Source organism: Bacillus sp. 0209A (assembly GCF_036765095.1).
GTDB classification, from domain to species: Bacteria; Bacillota; Bacilli; order Bacillales; family Bacillaceae; genus Bacillus; species Bacillus subtilis_G.
The window spans coordinates 16,526-37,020 of sequence record NZ_JBAIZV010000002.1 but is presented as its reverse complement, the minus strand read 5'-3'; the positions used below and the strand labels follow the sequence as shown (position 1 = coordinate 37,020).

General features: G+C 42.4%; 22 protein-coding genes and 1 pseudogene. 6 read left to right on the top strand and 17 right to left on the bottom strand.

Features of this window, described 5'->3' with window-relative positions; all coding sequences use genetic code 11:
* Window positions 1-40 precede the first annotated feature (40 nt).
* Window positions 41-210 (top strand): annotated as a pseudogene (locus V6D44_RS05405) (DUF255 domain-containing protein).
* Between the two features lie 129 nt (window positions 211-339).
* The gene (locus V6D44_RS05400) at window positions 340-627 is read left to right on the top strand and encodes a recombinase family protein (protein WP_087993764.1); all 288 of its coding nucleotides are present in this window, start codon (window positions 340-342) and stop codon (window positions 625-627) included.
* Here the strand turns inward: V6D44_RS05400 and V6D44_RS05395 are convergent.
* Together V6D44_RS05395 and V6D44_RS05390 are read right to left on the bottom strand one after the other, a co-directional pair.
* Window positions 622-1,638, bottom strand: a complete 1,017-nt coding sequence (locus tag V6D44_RS05395) for an NAD-dependent epimerase/dehydratase family protein (RefSeq protein WP_087993763.1) — start codon at window positions 1,636-1,638, stop codon at window positions 622-624. The genes V6D44_RS05400 and V6D44_RS05395 overlap by 6 nt on opposite strands.
* A gap of 127 nt (window positions 1,639-1,765) precedes the next feature.
* Window positions 1,766-2,347, bottom strand: coding sequence for a Crp/Fnr family transcriptional regulator (locus V6D44_RS05390; protein ID WP_333516307.1), 582 nt, complete (start codon window positions 2,345-2,347; stop codon window positions 1,766-1,768).
* Window positions 2,348-2,794: 447 nt separating this feature from the next.
* Between V6D44_RS05390 and V6D44_RS05385 the strand changes: the two genes are divergently transcribed.
* Complete coding sequence (locus V6D44_RS05385) at window positions 2,795-4,864, top strand: thioredoxin domain-containing protein (RefSeq protein ID WP_202327747.1); 2,070 nt, start codon at window positions 2,795-2,797, stop codon at window positions 4,862-4,864.
* Here the strand turns inward: V6D44_RS05385 and V6D44_RS05380 are convergent.
* Entirely contained in the window at window positions 4,861-5,760 is a 900-nt protein-coding gene (locus V6D44_RS05380) for a CPBP family intramembrane glutamic endopeptidase (protein ID WP_087993768.1), read from the bottom strand. The two genes, V6D44_RS05385 and V6D44_RS05380, sit on opposite strands and share 4 nt — an antisense overlap.
* 226 nt (window positions 5,761-5,986) lie before the next feature.
* Here V6D44_RS05380 and V6D44_RS05375 point away from each other — a divergent pair, with 226 nt between their 5' ends.
* The gene (locus V6D44_RS05375) at window positions 5,987-7,342 is read left to right on the top strand and encodes an MFS transporter (RefSeq protein WP_253268761.1); all 1,356 of its coding nucleotides are present in this window, start codon (window positions 5,987-5,989) and stop codon (window positions 7,340-7,342) included.
* Window positions 7,343-7,376: 34 nt separating this feature from the next.
* Here the strand turns inward: V6D44_RS05375 and V6D44_RS05370 are convergent, their stop codons facing one another.
* From V6D44_RS05370 to V6D44_RS05320, 11 genes are all read right to left on the bottom strand, one after another.
* The gene (locus V6D44_RS05370; RefSeq protein WP_333516306.1) at window positions 7,377-7,907 is read right to left on the bottom strand and encodes a sugar O-acetyltransferase; all 531 of its coding nucleotides are present in this window, start codon (window positions 7,905-7,907) and stop codon (window positions 7,377-7,379) included.
* A 39-nt stretch (window positions 7,908-7,946) separates the two neighbouring features.
* Complete coding sequence (locus V6D44_RS05365; protein ID WP_333516305.1) at window positions 7,947-8,327, bottom strand: VOC family protein; 381 nt, start codon at window positions 8,325-8,327, stop codon at window positions 7,947-7,949.
* 61 nt (window positions 8,328-8,388) lie between these two features.
* Window positions 8,389-9,324: a LacI family DNA-binding transcriptional regulator gene (locus V6D44_RS05360; protein WP_333516304.1), complete on the bottom strand. Its 936-nt coding sequence runs from the start codon at window positions 9,322-9,324 to the stop codon at window positions 8,389-8,391.
* Between the two features lie 58 nt (window positions 9,325-9,382).
* Window positions 9,383-10,141: an exodeoxyribonuclease III gene (gene xth / locus V6D44_RS05355; protein WP_333516303.1), complete on the bottom strand. Its 759-nt coding sequence runs from the start codon at window positions 10,139-10,141 to the stop codon at window positions 9,383-9,385.
* 61 nt (window positions 10,142-10,202) lie between these two features.
* On the bottom strand, window positions 10,203-10,442 hold the full coding sequence (gene rpsR, locus V6D44_RS05350; RefSeq protein WP_010332656.1) for a 30S ribosomal protein S18: 240 nt from the start codon (window positions 10,440-10,442) through the stop codon (window positions 10,203-10,205).
* 43 nt (window positions 10,443-10,485) lie between these two features.
* Window positions 10,486-11,007: a single-stranded DNA-binding protein SsbA gene (gene ssbA, locus V6D44_RS05345; protein ID WP_039074877.1), complete on the bottom strand. Its 522-nt coding sequence runs from the start codon at window positions 11,005-11,007 to the stop codon at window positions 10,486-10,488.
* 40 nt (window positions 11,008-11,047) lie between these two features.
* Window positions 11,048-11,335 (bottom strand): 30S ribosomal protein S6, encoded by a 288-nt coding sequence (rpsF, locus tag V6D44_RS05340; RefSeq protein ID WP_014115888.1) that lies wholly within the window; start codon window positions 11,333-11,335, stop codon window positions 11,048-11,050.
* 110 nt (window positions 11,336-11,445) lie between these two features.
* Window positions 11,446-12,546 carry a redox-regulated ATPase YchF gene (ychF, locus tag V6D44_RS05335; RefSeq protein WP_087993755.1) on the bottom strand — a complete coding sequence of 367 codons (1,101 nt, stop codon included), beginning with the start codon at window positions 12,544-12,546 and terminating at the stop codon, window positions 11,446-11,448.
* Between the two features lie 126 nt (window positions 12,547-12,672).
* Window positions 12,673-14,676: a molybdopterin-dependent oxidoreductase gene (locus V6D44_RS05330; RefSeq protein WP_202327742.1), complete on the bottom strand. Its 2,004-nt coding sequence runs from the start codon at window positions 14,674-14,676 to the stop codon at window positions 12,673-12,675.
* Between the two features lie 50 nt (window positions 14,677-14,726).
* Window positions 14,727-14,933, bottom strand: coding sequence for a DUF951 domain-containing protein (locus V6D44_RS05325; protein ID WP_087993753.1), 207 nt, complete (start codon window positions 14,931-14,933; stop codon window positions 14,727-14,729).
* 93 nt (window positions 14,934-15,026) lie between these two features.
* Entirely contained in the window at window positions 15,027-16,046 is a 1,020-nt protein-coding gene (locus V6D44_RS05320) for a YkvI family membrane protein (RefSeq protein ID WP_202327741.1), read from the bottom strand.
* 499 nt (window positions 16,047-16,545) lie between these two features.
* Here V6D44_RS05320 and yyaC point away from each other — a divergent pair, with 499 nt between their 5' ends.
* The gene (gene yyaC, locus V6D44_RS05315) at window positions 16,546-17,163 is read left to right on the top strand and encodes a spore protease YyaC (protein ID WP_087993751.1); all 618 of its coding nucleotides are present in this window, start codon (window positions 16,546-16,548) and stop codon (window positions 17,161-17,163) included.
* Window positions 17,164-17,205: 42 nt separating this feature from the next.
* On the opposite strand, the gene spo0J is transcribed toward yyaC, so the two are convergent.
* Both spo0J and soj read right to left on the bottom strand, forming a co-directional pair.
* Entirely contained in the window at window positions 17,206-18,054 is an 849-nt protein-coding gene (gene spo0J / locus V6D44_RS05310; protein WP_087993750.1) for a stage 0 sporulation protein Spo0J, read from the bottom strand.
* Window positions 18,047-18,808, bottom strand: a complete 762-nt coding sequence (soj, locus tag V6D44_RS05305) for a sporulation initiation inhibitor protein Soj (protein ID WP_003219244.1) — start codon at window positions 18,806-18,808, stop codon at window positions 18,047-18,049. Before soj ends, spo0J begins: the two co-directional genes overlap by 8 nt.
* 244 nt (window positions 18,809-19,052) lie before the next feature.
* Here soj and V6D44_RS05300 point away from each other — a divergent pair, with 244 nt between their 5' ends.
* Window positions 19,053-19,493 carry a PH domain-containing protein gene (locus tag V6D44_RS05300; protein WP_087993767.1) on the top strand — a complete coding sequence of 147 codons (441 nt, stop codon included), beginning with the start codon at window positions 19,053-19,055 and terminating at the stop codon, window positions 19,491-19,493.
* 49 nt (window positions 19,494-19,542) lie between these two features.
* Here V6D44_RS05300 and noc read toward each other — a convergent pair whose 3' ends face one another.
* A complete protein-coding gene (gene noc, locus V6D44_RS05295) occupies window positions 19,543-20,394 on the bottom strand; it encodes a nucleoid occlusion protein (RefSeq protein WP_003236638.1) in 852 nt (283 codons plus the stop codon).
* Window positions 20,395-20,495: the final 101 nt, after the last annotated feature.

Genomic DNA, 20,495 nt, shown 5'->3' with positions numbered 1-20,495 from the left:
AAGTGATCCCATGCCAAATAAAAGTAAACCCAATAGATGAATCGCTGAGAAGTCTCCATATTTACTCCAACACGCACACAACCCTGTAGACTGGTTCCTATGGGGGAAGAGGCCTTCGAAAAAGCAAAACGCGAAAACAAGCCGGTTCTGGTCAGCATCGGTTATTCGACTTACCATTGGTGGCAAGTCCGTATAGCTACACACCTATAATTACGATATTCTAGAAGTATATTACATTCAGGAAACCATAAAGGGTGATGAGCTGTTGGAGTTATAATACAAAATCAAGCGTAACTAAGAAAGTCACGAAATAAAGAGGGCGAAGAAACAGAAGAAGCATTGGTAAAACATCGAAAAAGACTTCTTGATATTGCTCATAAAAATAATTGGCAGTATGAAATATTCCAAGAAGCTGAGAGTTCAATGGATGAAATGCGACCTGAATACCAAAGGATGATTAACAAACTCACAGATGGCATATTTGACGCTGTTTTGTCAGTTAACTTAGCACGGGTTACAAGGGATGATGCAGAGACACCTAAATTCATGAACCTTTTACGACAAGATGATGCTTGTAACGAAAATAAAGCCGGAAGGCAAAAACATCTATTAGCCGATTCATTATAAGGATTTTTTTCTTAGGCTAGCAAAAAACCGTTTAAAATACTCTTCTAATGCTACTTCACCCAACTTAGGCTTAAAATTCAAATCCTGTCTTGATGTAGTAAGGTCATAGTGTCTATTTATTCCACCATAATATAATTCTACCTGACTTCTAAGTAGTGATGGCTGAGTATTCTTTTCCTTTGCTTCAAATTCAAGTTTATCAGCTAAATGTAACAACTGTTCTTTAGTATATTTTTGTGGTATCTCAAGATTAGGAATAAATTTTTTTGCAATTTTAATGATATCATCTGAAGTTACAGGCTCTTCATTAGCCAAGATATATCTTGTACCTCTTACACCTTTTTCCGCTGCAGCAATCATACCTTTCACAACATCAGTTACATCTATTGGCGTCATTTCACTTATATAGTTAACTTTCATCTTTCCTAAAAGAATACTTTCGAAGGCCAGTATGGTTGGAGTTTTCTTTAAAAACTCTCCACCAATCATTGCACCAGGAAGAACGCTAACCATATCCAAATCATATTTTTCTGCCAGCTCCCAAGCTGTTCTTTCAGCTCGTGCTTTTGAATCAAAGTATGCATTTCCATGACTGTTTTCAAGCCATGTAGTTTCATCAATTTTACCCTTTAAGTTTGTCTTGTCCAATGACAATGCTGCTACGGAGCTTACATATACTATTTTTCTTACATTTGCTTCTTTAGCAGCCTCCATTATATTTTGAGTTGCCTCAACATTAGGAATAATGATCTCTTTTTCAGGATCTTGTGCCCAATGTTTAAATACAGCAGCTACTTGATATAAGGTATTCACTCCATCAAGTGCTTTATGAAGTGAGTCTTTATCCCTCAAATCGGCGTAGACGATCTCACAATCAAGGTCTATAAATGGTTCTTTGTCATTTAAATCTCGTACACCTGCTCTAACAGTTTCTCCTCTTTTTAATAATTCCCTTACCAAGTTGTTACCCAAATGACCATTTGCACCTGTTACCAAGGAAATTTTTTTCATAAATAAATCCTCCTAAATCAGTGATTACACCAGTCATCATAATGCGATAATAGCCTGTTGTAATTGACATATGTAAATTGCAATAAAAAAACACCAAATACTTTTATTTGATGTTTCCTAAAAACGTTTATTCTATTTTCATACTTCTCTTAATTCTACTAAGTGAGCTTGCTCTAATTCCAATATAAGAAGCAATATATGATTGATTTATCCTATTTTCTAAAGAAGAATACTCTCTTTTAAACTCCATGTACCTTTCCAGTGTATCTTTCATAAGTAACGCCTGTTCTCGATTTAGCGTATCAACAAGAATCTTCTGAATATAATTAGTGAATATAACCTTCATTTGATTAGTTTTCTTCATACCTAGGTATATGGAATTATACGGAATAACTACGCAAATGCTGTCTTGCAGGCTTTCTACACTAAATCTAGCTTCTTCAACTCTTAATAAACCCTCTGCACAGGCAAATTCCGTTTCAGCTGCAAAACATTTTGTCACATCATTCCCTGAAGCATCTATATAATATCCTCTCATAATTCCTTTATGAATATAATACAGTGAAGAAACTCTTTGCCCCTGACTTAAAACAATTGTACCCTTTGGTACCATCTTTATATCAGCTGTTGAATTGAATAAGTATTTTAAATCTTCTTCCAATTCCAGCTTCAAACCAGCTTCGATATAATCACTCGGCTTATTAAGCATAATTATCACCTCTCTAAACATATAAGGCATATCCTTTATCCACAATTTCACTATTATAGCATTTAACCATGTCAAGCAATATAATAGATTCACTTAAAATTCAATACAATCAACGATTAGCACTTATTGGGGTAGCAACACACATCCATCAACTTAAGAAATTGACTGTTACCCAAAACGAAAAAATAAATTTAATTTATATAAATCACTATCAAGAGATAAAAATTTCGTTTTGGGGGTACTTCAAAATATTAGCTTGATGGGGAGCTACCCTTTTAACTAAAGATATATTATCGGCACAAAAAAGAACTTTAATTGACGGGACTGACCCATAATATGAGACAAATAAAAAACACCTTCACGTTTGAAAGGGGAAATATTTAAAGTATTTAATTTTATACTTGTGATACAGTAAGAATGAAAAACAAGTTGAAAGAAGGTGATCCCATGCCAAACAAAAGTAAACCCAATAAATTAATCGCTGAGAAGTCTCCATATTTACTCCAACACGCCCACAACCCTGTGGACTGGTTCCCTTGGGGAGAAGAAGCCTTCGAAAAAGCAAAACACGAAAACAAGCCGGTACTTGTCAGCATCGGTTATTCGACTTGTCATTGGTGCCATGTGATGGCTCACGAAAGCTTCGAGGACGAGGAAATTGCGCGTCTCCTCAATGAACGGTTTGTGGCGATTAAAGTGGACCGGGAAGAGCGTCCGGATGTGGATTCTGTTTATATGAGAATCTGTCAGCTGATGACCGGGCAGGGCGGCTGGCCGTTGAATGTGTTTATCACGCCTGACCAGAAGCCGTTTTACGCGGGTACATATTTTCCAAAGACGAGCAAATTCAATCGTCCCGGTTTTGTTGATGTGCTTGAGCATCTGTCTGAGACATTTGCGAACGATCGCGAACATGTCGAGGATATTGCGGAGAACGCCGCTAAACATTTGCAGAACAAAACAGCTGCAAAATCAGGTGAAGCCCTTAGCGAGTCAGCGATTCACCGGACATTCCAGCAGCTTGCCAACGGGTTTGATACGATCTACGGGGGTTTCGGGCAGGCGCCGAAATTTCCGATGCCCCATATGCTGATGTATTTGCTTCGTTATCATCACAATACGGGGCAGGAAAATGCTTTATACAACGTGACGAAAACGCTGGACAGCATGGCGAATGGCGGCATTTACGATCATATCGGCTATGGATTTGCCCGCTACTCGACCGATGACGAATGGCTCGTTCCCCATTTTGAAAAAATGCTATATGATAATGCGTTGCTGCTGACGGCTTATACAGAAGCTTATCAAGTTACGCAAAACAGCCGGTATCAAGAGATTTGCGAACAAATCATCACCTTCATTCAGCGGGAAATGACTCATGAAGACGGAAGCTTTTTCTCCGCTTTAGACGCGGACACAGAAGGAGAAGAAGGAAAGTACTACGTGTGGTCAAAGGAAGAGATTCTGAAAACGCTCGGAGACGATCTCGGAACGCTGTATGGCCGAGTGTATGATATCACTGAAAAAGGGAATTTTGAAAGCAAAAATATTCCGAACCTCATTCACACAAAGCGGGAACAAATCAAGGTTGAATTCGGTTTAACTGAGGAAGAGCTCAGCCTCAAGCTTGAGGACGCAAGACGACAGCTCTTGAAGACACGCGAAGATAGAACATATCCGCATGTCGATGATAAGGTGCTGACCTCTTGGAACGCGCTGATGATCGCGGGCCTTGCCAAAGCGGCAAAGGTATTCCAAGAACCAAAATATCTCAGATTAGCGGAAGACGCCATCACATTTATTGAAAACCAATTAATCATTGACGGCCGTGTAATGGTTCGGTATCGAGACGGCGAAGTGAAAAACAAAGGCTTCATCGACGATTACGCTTTTCTCCTATGGGCTTATCTGGATCTCTATGAAGCCTCGTTTGATCTTTCTTATTTAGAAAAAGCGAAGAAACTGACAGACGATATGATCGGCTTATTTTGGGATGAGGAGCATGGCGGGTTCTACTTCACCGGACACGATGCAGAAGCCTTAATCGTCCGAGAAAAAGAAGTATATGACGGCGCCGTGCCTTCCGGAAACAGCGTGGCAGCCGTTCAGCTGCTGCGCCTCGGACAGGCCACAGGCGACTTATCATTGATTGAAAAAGCGGAAACGATGTTTTCTGTGTTCAAGCCGGATATCGACGCGTATCCGAGCGGCCATGCTTTCTTTATGCAAAGTGTGTTAAAGCATGTGACGCCTAAAAAAGAAATCGTTATTTTTGGCAGCGCAGACGATCCAGACAGAAAACAATTGATAACCGCGCTTCAAAAAGCCTTTAAGCCAAACGACTCCATTCTGGTGGCAGAACATCCTGATCAATGCAAAGACATAGCACCATTCGCAGCAGACTACCGCATCATAGACAGCAAAACAACCGTGTATATTTGCGAAAACTTCGCCTGCCAGCAGCCGACAACAAATATCGAAGAAGCCATCCAAACATTAATAAGCAGCAGGGATTAAGACCCTTGCTGCTTACTTTGTGATTTCTTATGGTACCATAACGCGATTCCCGCAAAAACAAGATTGACCGCTATCGTAAATAAAGCCTCCCACATCGGGTTTCCCCGCGTAACCGTAAATAACGAAGGAATTCCCCCATACACACTGTTTTTTTCTGTGATAAACATACACAAAAACATATTATTCGCGGCATGGGCGCCAAGTGATATTTCAATACTGCCTGTTTTAATCGTGTAATAGGTCCACACAAAACCAAAAGTTAAATACTCAATTCCTGCCCAGACAGCGCCATTGTTCATTTCTGGATTCGCAAAATGCAGTACGCCAAACAAGCCTCCGACAATCAATGTCAAGATAAGAGGATTTCTCGTCACTCTCCCGAAAGCTTGAAGCAAAAATCCTCTGAAAAACAGTTCCTCAGCTGACGTTTGAAACGGAACCAAAATGAGAGCCGCCGCCACCAGCCAGATAAACCGTGAAGGATCAACATCTTGCATTGAATAGCTGTCAGGATGAATCGCAAAGTCAATCAATTGTACGGCGATCATCAGCAAGAAATAAGCAATAAAGCCAAAGGAAATTCTCCGCCAATTGATCTTAGCGTTTGGCGTAATGACCGATCGAAACGGCCGTTTCAGAATAAAGCGCACAGCCAGCCATACTCCCGGAATCGCAAATAAATAAATGACATGAGCCAAATAAAGATCGACCAGTGGATCACTCAGCACAGCTTCATCCAAATCAAACGTGATATCTGGATTCACAATAACCGTAAACAGTATAGCGAAAAGGTAAGCAATATTCCCGAATACATATAAACCTACGATCACCAAAAAGGCGAAAAAATATCTCCATAATGTATTGTTTCCTTCTAATGGACGGATAAATGAATTCATTCCTTCTATGTCTCTTCCTTTCAATGAGAATATTCCTATATATTTGCATAAATTGGTCTTCAAATCTACTGTTTTGGAAATCTTTTAAGCAAAATGAAAATAAAGAGTGCGAATTTAGTTCTTTCATCTAGTGATTTGAACTCTGTCGCCAATGAATCAAGATACTTATAATAATTCCAAGAGGGGAATTTTCAGTTTTTTCTTACTAATCAAAAGGGGGTTTTTTATGAATACGATCTTCAAACAGAAGAACACACATCCTTTCTCCAACGCAGCGAATCGTTTAGACCGCCTTCCGATTTCTCGCGTTCACTTCCAAGTATTAACCGCTCTCGGCATTGTTTATTTTTTTGACCTTGCAGATTTATTTACCCTCAGCAATGTAGCACCGGCACTGATCGAGCATTGGGGCATCCCGCTTTCAACCATTGCCAATATAACGGCAGCTTCATTTTTAGGCATGTTTTTAGGCGCATCGCTGGGGGGAAGGCTGTCCGATCGAATCGGCCGCAAAAAAGCCTTACATCTATTTGTGTTTGTTTTCTCCATCGCATCGCTATGCAATGCCTTGGCATGGGATATCCCGTCTTTAATGACATTCCGTTTTCTCACCGGATTTGGTGTCGCAGCAGCCATGGTGATTACCAATAGCTATTTGGCGGAATTTTTTCCTTCCAGTGTCCGCGGGAAATATATTTCTTTCTGCGCCATGATTGGATTGGTCGGCGTCCCGATCACCAATATTGTGTCTGCCTTTGTCATTCCGCTCGGTTCATGGGGATGGAGGCTTGTATTTGTATGGGGTGCCGTCGGCCTTATTTATTTTTTCTTCATCCGCCGTCTGGAAGAGTCACCTCGCTGGCATGAAAATCGCGGTGAATATGCGAAAGCTGATGCGATCCTCAATCGAATTGAGGCGCAGGTTGAACAAGAGAAAGGCCAGCTTCCGGCACCGGCTCAGCCTAAAGCAAACAGTGCCGTTCAGCAGCATGCCGGTTACGCAGGGCTATTGAAAGGAAGAAACCTCAAAATCACCATCGTTTTATCTGCTGTATGGATTTTTGAAACGTTTGGGTTTTACGGATTTGCGTCATGGGTTCCAAGCCTCTTAAAAAGCAACGGCATCTCCATGGAAAATACATTGTGGTATAACGTACTGCACTCCGTCGGCGCTCCGCTTGGCGCACTGCTCGGTTCGTTGATTTCTGAAACATTTCAAAGAAAATGGATTTTAGCCGCCAGCGCGTTTCTGACAGCCATCGCCGGTCTCTTATATGGCATGACTTTTATTCCGATCATGATTATTGTGTTTGGTTTTATTGTGAATATCACGGAACGGGTTTTCACCTCGAACTTATACGCTTATACGTCAGAACCTTATCCGACTGAATACCGCTCATCTGGCAGCGGTTTAGCCTATGGCCTCGGCCGCTTTTCAAACATTTTCGGCTCATTGCTCGTCGGATTTATCGCCGTTCAGCTCGGCTATGTCAGCGTCTTTTTATTTATCGGCGGCTGCTGGCTCGCATGCTCCTTACTGTTAATCTGCTTCGGCCCTAAAACGAATGCGAAACAGATTTGAAAAAAGTCAGTGCGGACCTGCCGCACTGATCTCATTACAATTCCTTCAACATCCTCGCGGGGTTTCCGCCTACAACAGTATTAGCAGGTACATCCTTAGTCACAACAGCCCCCGATGCGATCACCGCGTTATCACCAATCGTCACTCCCGGGTTAATTACCGTCCGGTCTCCGATCCAAACATGATCTCCAATGGTCACAGGCTTACCGAACTCCTGGCCGGACTTTCTTTCAATCGGATCAAGCGGATGACCAGCCGTATAGATATGTACCCCTGGCGCAATCAAACAGTGACGTCCGATACGCACCACACACACATCTAAAATAACACAGTCAAAATTAACAAATGTATGATCTCCAATATGAATGTGATAGCCATAATCACAGCGAAATGTCGGCAAAATCGTGACTTGATCACCAAGCGAGCCGAGCAGCTCCTTCAAAAGCTCCGTCCGCACTGCATCATCTTCTGGTGTTTCGTTATATTGTCTACTCAGCTGTCTCGCACGTTTGCGTTCAAGTAGTAGTTGTTGATCTTCCGGATTATATAGTTCTCCGGCTGCCATTTTTTCTTATTCTGTCCTCAGCATTCAAGTCACTCCATGTCAGATTGTAATCTCAATCAAATTTCCTTCATCATCTTCAATCACACTTTCATAGTAGCCGTCTCCTGTTGTCCTCGGACCGTTTACTACGGCAAAACCATCCTTCTTCAATTGATCGGTCAGTTCATCAACCTTCTTCCGGCTTCCAACGGAAAAAGCAATGTGTGCCCAGCCTGTCATTGTTTGTGAAGGCGGATCAGTCACATCTCCTTTTTTCATGATTTCCAGCCTTGCTCCGGAATCAAATGTCATAAAATAAGACTTAAAATCCTTTTTCTCATTATGATACAAATCATTCGCTTTGCCATTAAAATACGTTTCATAAAAGGATTTCATTCGCTCTAAATCATTGACCCAGATCGCTGTATGTTCAATCCGCATTTCTTCCTCCTCCTTCATCTTCACCTTCAATGAAGTTATAAAGTATGAAATGCATTTCAGTTCAAGCTTTTTTCTCGAATTGATGCTGAATTTTGATATCAATCGGTTCATCCTGCAAGAATAGAGAGAATGCTGTGATGCCGAGCTGCTCAAGATTCAAATCTAGCGACGGAAAGCCAAGAACTCGGCTGATAGAAGAATTCCCCTCGCCAATGATTTCAACATCCCATTTATTCTTTTGGGCAAATACATGGATTCCAGCTGCCACTTCATCACTATTTGCGTAAATAGCAGTCGGTACCTGCCCGCTCGTATAAAAGTGCTGTGCAGCCCGCTCACCGTCATTCATATCGTTGCATCCTGACAGTATATGACGGTCTTCCAGCCTCCCGCAGACAGCTTTATAGGCCGCAGCTTTATCAGCCGTACTCGGGCTCCTGCCGGCATCTCTGACGCACGTAAAAGCGATATTCTCATGTCCCCGGCTCTTTAGATAGCGGAAGCTCTCTGCATACGCAGCTTTTCTGTCATTGTAAGCACATGGGACATCAATCTCTCCGGTATTCTCACATGCAATGATCGGCCCATACTCCTGATAAGCGATAATGCTGTCCCAGTCATTGGCGCGGGATGTTATGATGAGACCATCTATTTTCTTCGTTCTTAACAGTTCTAGATATTTGATTTCAATAGCGGGGTTATAATTGGTGGGGAGAAGGGTCGTTGCATACTCATGCTGAAATGCCGCCTTGGTGATCCCGTTTACGATTTTATCAAAGCAGGGATGATCGCTATAAGGCAGAATCACACCGATAGTATGGGTTTTCCCGCGAATCAAATCGATTGCGGTTCGATTTGGTATGTAATCTAATTCCTTTATGACTTGATGAACAAGTTTCCTCTTTTCTTCAGACACATACGGATAATGATTCAATACACGTGAAACGGTCGAAACAGATACATTTGCCAATCTTGCAATCTCTTTTATGTTTGCCATCTCTTTCTCCTTTTTCATATAAAAAAGCAGTAAGTGTAAATTCCTTACTGCCATCTCATCATATATTGATCATAAGTTCAACAGGACAATGGTCGGAACCCATGACGTCCGCTGATATGCAGGCATCCCCAATCTGTCCCTTCAGCCTTTCGGAAACAACAAAATAATCGAGACGCCATCCGATATTTCTTTCCCGGGCGCCGGCGCGATACGACCACCAGGAATAAGCGCCTTCAAGATTAGGATAGACATGACGGAATGAGTCAATAAATCCAGCTTCTAAGAAACGAGTGAATGCCCCTCTTTCTTGATCAGAAAATCCAGCGTTATTCCGATTCGCTTTTGGATTTTTCAAATCGATCTCCTGATGAGCTACGTTCAAATCGCCGCATAAAATGACCGGTTTTTTCTTATCCAATTCAAGAATATAAGATAATAAAGCGTCTTCCCATTGCATTCGGTAATCGATCCGCTCCAAACCCCTTTTAGAATTGGGCGTGTAAACGGTCATCACAAACATGTTTTCAAATTCCAGCGTAATCACTCTGCCTTCTTGATCATGCTCTTCCTTTCCGATACCGTACATAACCCGCAGCGGCTCTTGTTTTGAAAAAACAGCCGTGCCGGAATATCCTTTTTTCACTGCGTAATTCCAATACACATGATAGCCTTCAGGCTGAAGATCGACCTGGCCGTCCTGTATCTTTGTTTCCTGAAGACATATAATATCTGCATCCTCTTCTTTCAGGTAAGAGAGGAAATCCATCTTTCTCATAACAGCCCGCAGGCCGTTTACATTCCAAGAAATCAGCTTCATGTTTCATCCCCCCTATAAAAAAGAGCAAGAACCCGAAGGTCCTTGCTCTTTACGTATCAGCTTACTCACCAGTTACGTATGGAAGTAAAGCCATTTGACGAGCGCGTTTGATCGCTGCAGTCAATTTACGTTGGTATTTAGCGTTTGTTCCAGTTACACGACGTGGTAAAATTTTACCGCGCTCAGAAACAAACTTTCTAAGAAGATCTACATCTTTGTAGTCGATGTGCGTGATACCGTTAGAAGTGAAATAACACACTTTACGGCGTTTCGCACGACCGCCTCTGCGTCCTCCTGCCATTGTCATTTCCCTCCTTTCTGTTTTAGATTAAGCGATATTCTCATTAGAATGGAAGATCATCATCCGAGATGTCAATCGGTTTGCCGTCGTTGGCAAACGGGTCATCATTAAAGCTGTTTCCCTGATTGCGTCTCTGGTTGTTGTTCTGATTTCCCCCGAATGGATTATCATTTTGGCCTCCGCCAAAGTACTGGCCTCCGCCGCTGTTTCCTTCGTTGTATCCACCTGAACCAGAACCGCCGCCGCTTTTAGGCTCAAGAAACTGAACACTTTCAGCTTGAACTTCGGTCACGAAGACACGCTGTCCTTGCTGGTTTTCATAGTTTCTTGTTTGTAAACGGCCATCTACGCCTGCAAGGCTTCCTTTTTTCAGGAAGTTTGCAACGTTTTCAGCTTGTCTTCTCCAAGTGACACAATTAATGAAATCGGCTTCACGTTCTCCGGACTGGTTCGTAAACGTACGATTCACAGCAAGAGTAAACGTGGCAACAGCCGCACCGTTTGGCGTATAACGAAGCTCTGGGTCTTTTGTCAGTCTTCCGACTAATACAACTCGGTTAAGCATAAGAAAGACCACCTTTTACCATTATATATTTCAAAATTGCTTATTCTTCTTCTTTAACAACAATGTGGCGAATGATATCGTCACTGATCTTAGCTAGACGGTCAAATTCTTGAACTGCCGCAGCGTCAGCTTGAACGTTTAAGATTTGGTAGAAACCGTCGCGGAAATCGTTGATTTCGTAAGCAAGACGACGTTTACCCCAATCCTTTGTTCCAGTGATCTCCGCACCGTTAGAAGTCAGAACGTTGTTGAAACGCTCGATAACTGCTTTTTTAGACTCATCGTCAATGTTTGGGCGGATAATGTACATAACTTCGTACTTTCTCATCTGTTTGCACCTCCTTTTGGACTAAGCGGCCCATAATGGGCAAGGAGCAATAATTCTATTACTCACAATTTTATATTATACCAAAGCTCTTGTCCCTTTACAACTGCATCCTATACATTAAATCGGAAATGAATCACATCCCCGTCTTGGACCACATATTCTTTCCCTTCGAGACGGACTTTTCCTGCTTCTTTGGCTCCTGCCATGCCGCCGCCCGCAAGAAGATCCTCATAAGCAACAGTTTCAGCACGAATGAAGCCTCGCTCAAAGTCACTATGAATAACGCCTGCACACTCAGGGGCTTTCATGCCTCTTTTGAATGTCCAAGCTCTGACTTCCTGTTCCCCGGCTGTGAAATATGTTGCAAGGCCAAGCAGAGAGTATGACGCCTTAATCAGCTGATCAAGACCTGATTCTTCAATGCCAAGCTCTTCAAGGAACATTTGCTTTTCTTCGCCTTCAAGCTCAGCGATTTCAGATTCAATTTTCGCACAGACAACGATAACTTCCGCGTTTTCGCCGGCAGCGTACTCACGAATCTTCGCTACATTTTCATTGCCAGACGGGTCAGCCACTTCTTCTTCACTCACGTTCGCCACATACAAGATAGGCTTCGAAGTCAATAAATGAAGCTGCTTTGCAAGCTTTTGCTGCTCTTCAGTAAACTCAACAGAACGAGCGGGTTTTTCATTCTCAAACGCTTCTTTCAGTTTAGACAGAATCTCAAACTCGAATACAGCGTCTTTATCTTTTTGCTTTGCAAGTTTGCTGACGCGTGTAATCCGCTTTTCAACCGTTTCCATGTCAGCAAGGATCAGCTCAAGGTTGATTGTTTCAATATCATCAATCGGATCAACTTTTCCGGAAACGTGTGTAATGTTGTCATCAGAAAAAGCACGGACAACGTGGCAAATCGCGTCAACCTGCCGAATATGAGAAAGAAATTTGTTACCGAGTCCTTCTCCTTTAGACGCGCCTTTTACGATCCCTGCAATATCAGTGAATTCAAAAGCAGTCGGCACAGTCTTCTTCGGTTTGACCAGCTCAGTCAGCTTTTGCAGACGATCATCCGGTACTTCTACAATTCCCACATTCGGATCAATCGTACAGAACGGGTAGTTGGCTGATTCGGCACCGGCCTGTGTAATTGCGTTAAATAATGTTGATTTCCCAACGTTCGGCAAACCGACAATTCCAGCTGTTAAAGCCATTCTTTCATCTCCTCTATATAAAACCGTCATTGTATAAACGTATTTTGAACCTAGAGCAATTATAAGGAGGTTCACTGGAAAAGACAAGCTGACAAAAAAGCATTTTCAGCCTGTTAATCCCTTTGATTATGCTTTTTTCAAACCTACTAAACAGTCAAAAAGCGTACTTCCCATTCCATTATCGGAATTTGTATCGTTTGTCAGTGTATTGACTGAGCCTCCAAAAGCCGCCCACATGCCCTCATCTATATTAACCGTCTTTGGATGAGCCTGCTTCATCACCTTCACCTTGCCCTTCAAGCGCCCGCGGTCATTAAAGATACTGACCTCGTCTCCGTCCTGAAGATTCTGCTCCACCGCTATATCTGGAGAAATATCAACTTGAATATGCTGAAGCTTTTCAATAAACGGCACATGCTGAGAGTGATTAGAGCGTTGCGGATGAATAGACAAAAGCGTGTAGGGATACTTTTCGGCTAACTCTTCATTATGGAAAACAGATTCTTCGGGTACGTTTAATTGAAGCAAACCGCTAAATCCTTTTTCCTCAGCTAACGACGAAGTAAATTCAAATTTTCCGCTCGGCGTCAAAAACTGATAATCCTCCCACGGAACCTGCTTGACCGGAAGAGGGAGGTGGCCTTTTTCTTTCAATCGCTTAAGCGTCACATTCTCTGCTTCCAATGAAGAAAGCCCCATCTCTAAAAATTCTTCAGTGCTGTAGTCAAACAGCTCGCCAAATCCAAGGCGTTTTGCAAGCTCTGACCAAATCCAGCTGTCCGACTTTGCTTCTCCCTGCGGTTCCACAAGCTTCTTCCCGTACTGAACGTAATGATGATACATGCTGGAGTAGTAGATATCCTCTTCTTCAAAAACAGTGGCAGTCGGCAGCACATAGTCACACAGCTTTGCCGTATCCGTCATGATCGAATCAATCGCCACCGTCATCGGCACGTTTTCAAATGCTTGTCTTACTTTATTGGTATTTGGCACCTGAGTCAGCGGATTTCCGCACGTCACAATGATCATCTCAATAGCTGGATCAGCAGACGTCAACACCTCTTCAGCCTGCGTCATCATGGAAAACGAACGTGATGCTGTTTTTAATTCCGGCAGGGTCAGCTTCGTTTTTGCAAAGCTCTCACCGATCTGGACGTTCCCGAAATTCGCGCCGCCGCCTTTAATTCCGACATTTCCGCTTGCCGCAACGAGTGCATCAATCCAGCGAATCGTTTCGCCGCCGTTTTTATATCGCTGCATGCCGAGCCCCATAAAGGTAGACACCGGGCCATCAGCATACAAACCAGCCAAATACTCCAGCTCCTCCATAGAAGTTTCTGTTTTGATAATAAACTCCTCTAAAGAAACAGTGTCCAAAAGCTCTTTCACATCATTAAAACCGACAGAGTGCTCAAAAATAAACGTCTCGTCCGTTCTTCCTGTCTCAATCAGAACCTTCAAAATGCCTGCCGCAAGCCAGCCGTCCATTCCCGGTTTGACAGAGATATACCGGTCTGCAAGCTTGGCAGTCGGGTTGAAGATCGGGTCAATCACCGTAATCGTGGCGCCCTTTTTCTTCACCTGCTGCAAGTGATGGTATAAGTGCATATTTGTTCTGGATACATTTCTCCCCCACACAACAACATGTTTGCTGTTGTAAATATCAAGCGGGCCGTGCCCATACGAACGGCCGAAATCCCAGCTTTGCGCCTCGATACCTGAGCCCCAACATATGCTGCCGACGATTTCAGTCACGCCGCCATATCCATTAAAAAAACGCTGATCTAGCGCTTTTAACAAACCGTTATTCGCATAATCATGGCTGTGCAAAACAGCAGTTGTCTCCGACGTTTCCTTGATCTCCCGGAGTTTATCGGCAATTTCATCAAGCGCCTGCTCCCAAGAAATCCGCACAAACTCGCCATTTTGTTTTTTCATCGGATAGCGAAGCCGATCAGGCGAATTTGTTTTTGTCTCAAGCATTCTGCCGCGGCCGCAGATTTTGCCTTCCGTAATCGGATGATTCGAATCTCCGTCCACTTTTGTTACCTTTCCCTCATCAACAGTCACCAAAAAGCCGCAGCTGTCCCAGCAATTCAGCGGACAAGCTGACTGATGCACTTTGCTCATCGCCGTCTTCTCCTTACCTTCTATATGAAAAAGCATGAGTGCAGGCCTTTTTATGAAGTAGGCTCCTCATGCTTGACTAGTACTTTTTTTAGTTTTCTTTCAAATTCTCTTCTAGGAATCATTACACTGTGAGAGCATCCCTCACACTTAATTCGAATATCCATTCCCATGCGTATAATTTTCCAGCTGTTCACTCCGCATGGATGCGGTTTTTTCATTTCTACGACATCATTCAGGCCAAAGTCTTTATCCGCCAAGACCCTTCACCTCTTTTCATAAACTGCTGTATCTATTGTACAAAAAAATTGATCATAAGAGCAATCAAGATATCCGAAAAGAAATACATCCTTTTATTTCCATTTACTCAAAATAGGATATAACAGCAGACAAACTAACAAGTACAAATTCAGCAACCCGTATATCGGATACAAGAACGCGATCAAATCAGAAAATCCGAAAGAAGTAAAAGGCACCATCAACGCTAACAGAATCAACACAATCATCCATCTCGGCATATGAACAAACGCCTTCAGCCGGCTGGACAGCCCCAGCAAACCAGCTACCGTCGTCGTATAAATCGCCAGACACAGAACCGCCGTCATACATAAAAAAAGGAGATAAGGCGCACCCTCCAAAACGGCAAACAACGGTATTTCAAACTGAGAAAGGGAGCCCGCCAGCTCCACTAACGTTTCATTATAAATAAATGAGATCACACCAAAAATAAGACCGCTTGCCACACTGGCGATTTTCGCTTCTCCGAGTCCTTTCATTTCTTTCCCGACGGAAGATAAAATCGCAACCACTGAAAGGATGTTCAAAGAGGTAAACGTAATGCTCGCAGGCCAGTTATACTGCCGGGTCAAATCAATCGTCCACGTGTGGTGGTGAGTGTTCTGAAAGGAGATCAACGCATACAGCAGACCCGCAACTAAAACAGGTATTAAAACACCATTTACTGATAATATCCCTTTCACATCCCAGAAAAACAAACACACAGTCACGATACAAATCAGCGCAATTCCCCACCAGAAAGGAAGCTTGTACATTTGCAGGGTCACACCGCCTCCGGCAATCATCACCATAGTCGTCGAAAACAAATAAAAAACAATGAGGACATCATAAATTTTCGCCAGCCATGGTCCCATCAGATGCTCCAGAACCGGCAGAAAATGAGTGGATTGAACCTTAAAACTAATTTTCATCACAATATAAGACGAGAACATGAACATGATTGTAAACAGCACAATAGCAAGTCCGCTTTCCGCCCCAAAAAACTGCCAAATCTCCTGACCGCTCGCATATCCGGCCCCGATCAGGCTCCCTAATATGAGCAGCATCCACTTCATCCCGGCTCTCCACAACCTCATCACCTCATAGCACAGAGTTCAGCTTGTTCCCGCTATTGTTACTATATAAATAACAGACAGCAAACATGCCATATTTTCATAGACATTGGCCGCAAGGTGAAATTATCATACGAAATACACATAAAAACTGCCAATGCAGACAGTCCGAGATCCTCATTCTTCACTTTTTCTAACTATGCCGCCGATTGAAGAACGGATGAAAATCACTTCTGATACCGAAATCTTTGACTTCGCCGTCATTAAAACACAATCAGTATAGACATCTATTCTCAATTGTTTTGTAAGCAGACCCTAGCTTGATCATGATCGAGGCATTGGAGCACAACACTTGTAATCAACCTACTAACCACTCATATTACGCCCTCTATTGATAAAAAATATCCGGCTCCATACACGAAGCATAAAAGACCCTGCTGCTGGATATACTGTAAACAACCTTACATATCTAAACACACACCACAGCTATTTTGCTACCTACTATAACAAGGAAGTGAAACCTATGAATCGAAAAGGCGGGCTTTTTTCCTCTCAGGAACGAGTAAAGCATTATGTTTCACATACGGATGCAGCTGCAGCAAAACAAATCCAAACCATCCTTTCTTCATCCTTACGTAAAGCTGCCGGCAGACCGATTATCGTGGTTTGTATCGGAACAGACCGTTCAACCGGTGATTCATTAGGCCCGCTCGTAGGAATGAAACTCAAACAGATGCATCTCACTAGATTTCATGTCTATGGCACTTTATCTGATCCCGTTCATGCTGTAAATATGAAGGATAAAATCAATGACATTCAAAAAATACATAAAAACCCGTTTATTATAGCGGTCGATGCATGCTTAGGACGCGTTAAAAGTGTGGGATCGTTTCAAATCGGAGACGGACCATTAAAGCCGGGAGCTGGTGTGCAAAAAGACCTTCCTGAAGTGGGAGATCTTCATATTAACGGAATTGTGAATGTGAGTGGTTTTATGGAATACTTTGTTTTACAAAATACAAGGCTGCACTTGGTCATGAATATGGCAAGTGTTCTTGCTGAAGGATTGAGTTTAACAGATCGGACAGAGTGGAGGCAGGAACGCCTTAGCCCGCTTCAAAGGATCACTGGGCGAATATAAAACAAAAAACCATCTTCGTTTGAAAGATGGTTTCTGTAATATTTATGAATCTCGTTCAGACAAAAGCTCTAAAATCCGGTCAAGATCTTCATTAGAGAAAAATTCAATTTCGATTTTGCCTTTTTTCTTTTGTCGTTTAATATTAACCGTTGTTCCAAAATAATTTTGGAGGTAAGATTCTCGTTCTTTTATAACCGCGTCTTTCACAGGTTCTTTTTTCTTTGTTTCACGTGAAACATTCTGATTTAACTGCTGAATCAGCTGTTCAAGCTGGCGAACATTGAGGTGTTCCGCAATCACTTTTTGTACAAGCGGTTCAAGCTTATTTTTATTTTTCAGGCCAAGAAGCGTGCGTCCATGTCCCATTGAAAGCGTACCTTCGGCAATAAGCTGCTGAATGTTTTCTGGCAGGGTCAGCAATCTTAAATGATTCGCAATATGCGGTCTGCTTTTCCCAAGACGTTTGGCAAGCTGTTCTTGCGTGAGGTCTAAGTGTTTCAGCAAAGAGTCATAGGCCTGAGCCTCTTCAAGCGGCGATAAATCTTCACGCTGAAGGTTTTCCAATAAAGCAATTTCTCTCATTAATGCCTCTGATAATTCACGGACAATCGCCGGAACCGTGTCTAAACCCGCCAGCTTTGCCGCTCGAAAACGCCGTTCGCCCGCAACAATATCATAGCCTTTTAAAGATTTTCTGACGATAAGCGGCTGTAGAATGCCATGCTGCAGCACAGATTCTTTTAGTTCAGCTAATGCCTCGTCATCAAAGTGTTTTCTTGGCTGATAAGGATTAGGGCGTAAATCAGCAACTTTAATTTCTTCAACTGTCTCATCAGACAAATCGACCTGATTAAACAACGCATTAATCCCTTTTCCAAGGCCTTTAGCCATTCGCAGCCACTTCCTTTGCTAAATCTAAATATACTTCTGCGCCTCTTGACCGCGGATCGTATAAAATGATGGGTTTTCCGTGACTCGGTGCCTCACTCAGACGGACATTACGCGGAATAACCGTCTTATATACTTTATCTCTAAAATATTTTTTAACTTCTTCAATCACTTGAATGCCGAGATTTGTCCGGGCATCAAGCATTGTCAGCAATACACCTTCAATCATTAAATCGGTATTCAAATGCTTTTGCACAAGACGTACAGTATTTAATAACTGGCTGAGCCCCTCCAAAGCGTAATATTCGCACTGTACAGGAATCACAACGGAATCTGAGGCAGTAAGCGCGTTAATCGTCAGCAGCCCCAATGACGGCGGACAATCAATAATAATATAATCATAATTCTGCTTTACTGCTTCAAGCGCCCTCTTCAGTCTCACTTCTCTTGAAATCGTCGGAACCAGCTCTATTTCAGCTCCTGCAAGCTGAATCGTCGCAGGAATCACGTCCAAGTTCTCTACTGTCGTTGCTTTAATTATATCTATTACATCTGCATCATCTACTAAAATATCGTACACACACTGCTCTACATCGGCTTTTTCAATCCCTAATCCGCTTGTCGCATTTCCCTGCGGATCAATATCTACCAGCAGAACCCTTTTCCCTATGTAAGCTAAGCATGCCCCAAGGTTGACAGACGTCGTTGTTTTGCCGACTCCGCCTTTTTGGTTCGTAATTGCTATGATTTTTCCCACGATGTCACCTACTTTCACATGAACATGTACTATCTTATTTCTATTCTATCAAAAAAAGATTAAAGCGTTTCATTTTTTTCATCATTTTGTTCCGATTCAGAAGGGAAATAATTGAAAATTTAAAGAACAGCTAATACTATCTCTTATAAATTCTGCGATTTCTATGTTTTTTTGACTTAAAAAAGGGATTTCTCAAAGAAAAAAAGAAGAAGTTACCGTGCAGAATGTACAGGACGGTGAGAATATGGTTTACAAAACAAAGAGAGATGTACCCGTTACGCTGATGATTGTTTTTCTCATATTACTGATACAAGCAGATGCCATTGTTCCTTTTGTGCTGGGAAATATGAGGGTTTCAGGCTGGATCATTTTTACTCTGCTGACGCTTTTAAATGTGCTCATCATTTGGAGCTTTATTGATCTGAAATATGTATTAAGGGAGCATCATTTGATCATTAAAGCCGGACTGATTAAACATCAAATTCCTTACGAAAAAATCGACAAAGTGGTTGAGAAAAAGAAGCTGTGGTCAGGTTTTCGTCTAATCGGGTCTCGTCATACCATCACGATATATTATCTGGGCGGCTGGGGGCACGCAGTGATTTCTCCGCAAGATACTGAAGAATTTATCCACATGCTCAAAGAAAAGAATTCTAATATAACAACGTTAACTAAAAGTAATTAATTCCCTTTTACAATAAAAATAAAAGCTCTCCTGCTTTTCAGGAGAGCTTTTATTTTGGTATGCGAATCGTTAATTGAATATATTCTTCAAATTCTTCTTCTTCTGTATTCAATTTTACACCGCTGTCTTCAACCATTGATAGTGACTGTCGAATCGTGTTCATTGCAATTCTTGTATCTCTGCTGAACGCTTTGCGTCTCGGCTTCGGTTTTCTCTGGCCTTGCTCCAGCATTTTCACCACTCGGTCTTCCGTCTGCTTTACATTTAAACTTTTCTCAATAATCTCTGTGAGCAGTGTGACTTGGAGCTCAGGCTGTTTCAGCGGAATCAGTGCTCTGGCATGCCGCTCAGTGATTTTCTTCTCCATAATCGCGTCTTGGACCGGCTGAGGCAGCTTTAATAACCGCAGCTTGTTCGCAATTGTTGACTGCCCTTTTCCTAAACGCTGCGCGAGAGCTTCCTGTGTTAAATCATGAAGCTCAAGAAGCCTAGCATAGGCATGCGCTTCCTCAATAGAAGACAGTTCTTCCCGCTGCAAGTTTTCAATTAACGCTACAGAAGCGGTTTCCGTATCCGAAAAATCCTTAATAATAGCCGGAATCTTTTCCCACTCGAGCGATTGAACCGCTCTCCAGCGTCTTTCACCTGCAATGAGTTCGTATTGGCCTTCTTCTTCTGTATGCCTGACAACAATCGGCTGAATAATGCCGTGTGTATGAATGGTCATTGCTAACTCTTTGATTTTTTCATCTGAGAAAATGGTGCGTGGCTGAAAACGGTTGGGAACGATAGCATTTACCGGTATTTCCAGAATCTCTTCTTTGTTTGTCTCTTGTTCAGCAATCTCCGGTTCCTGTTCCTTCTCACCAAGCCCGAAGAAACGAGAGAATGAATGCTTCATGTACCTACACCACCTTTAAAAACTGCCATTTTTATAATTCTATTTTCTCATGGTTTTTCCTGCTGTACATCCACCAATTTTGATGAAAATATGATGGTATT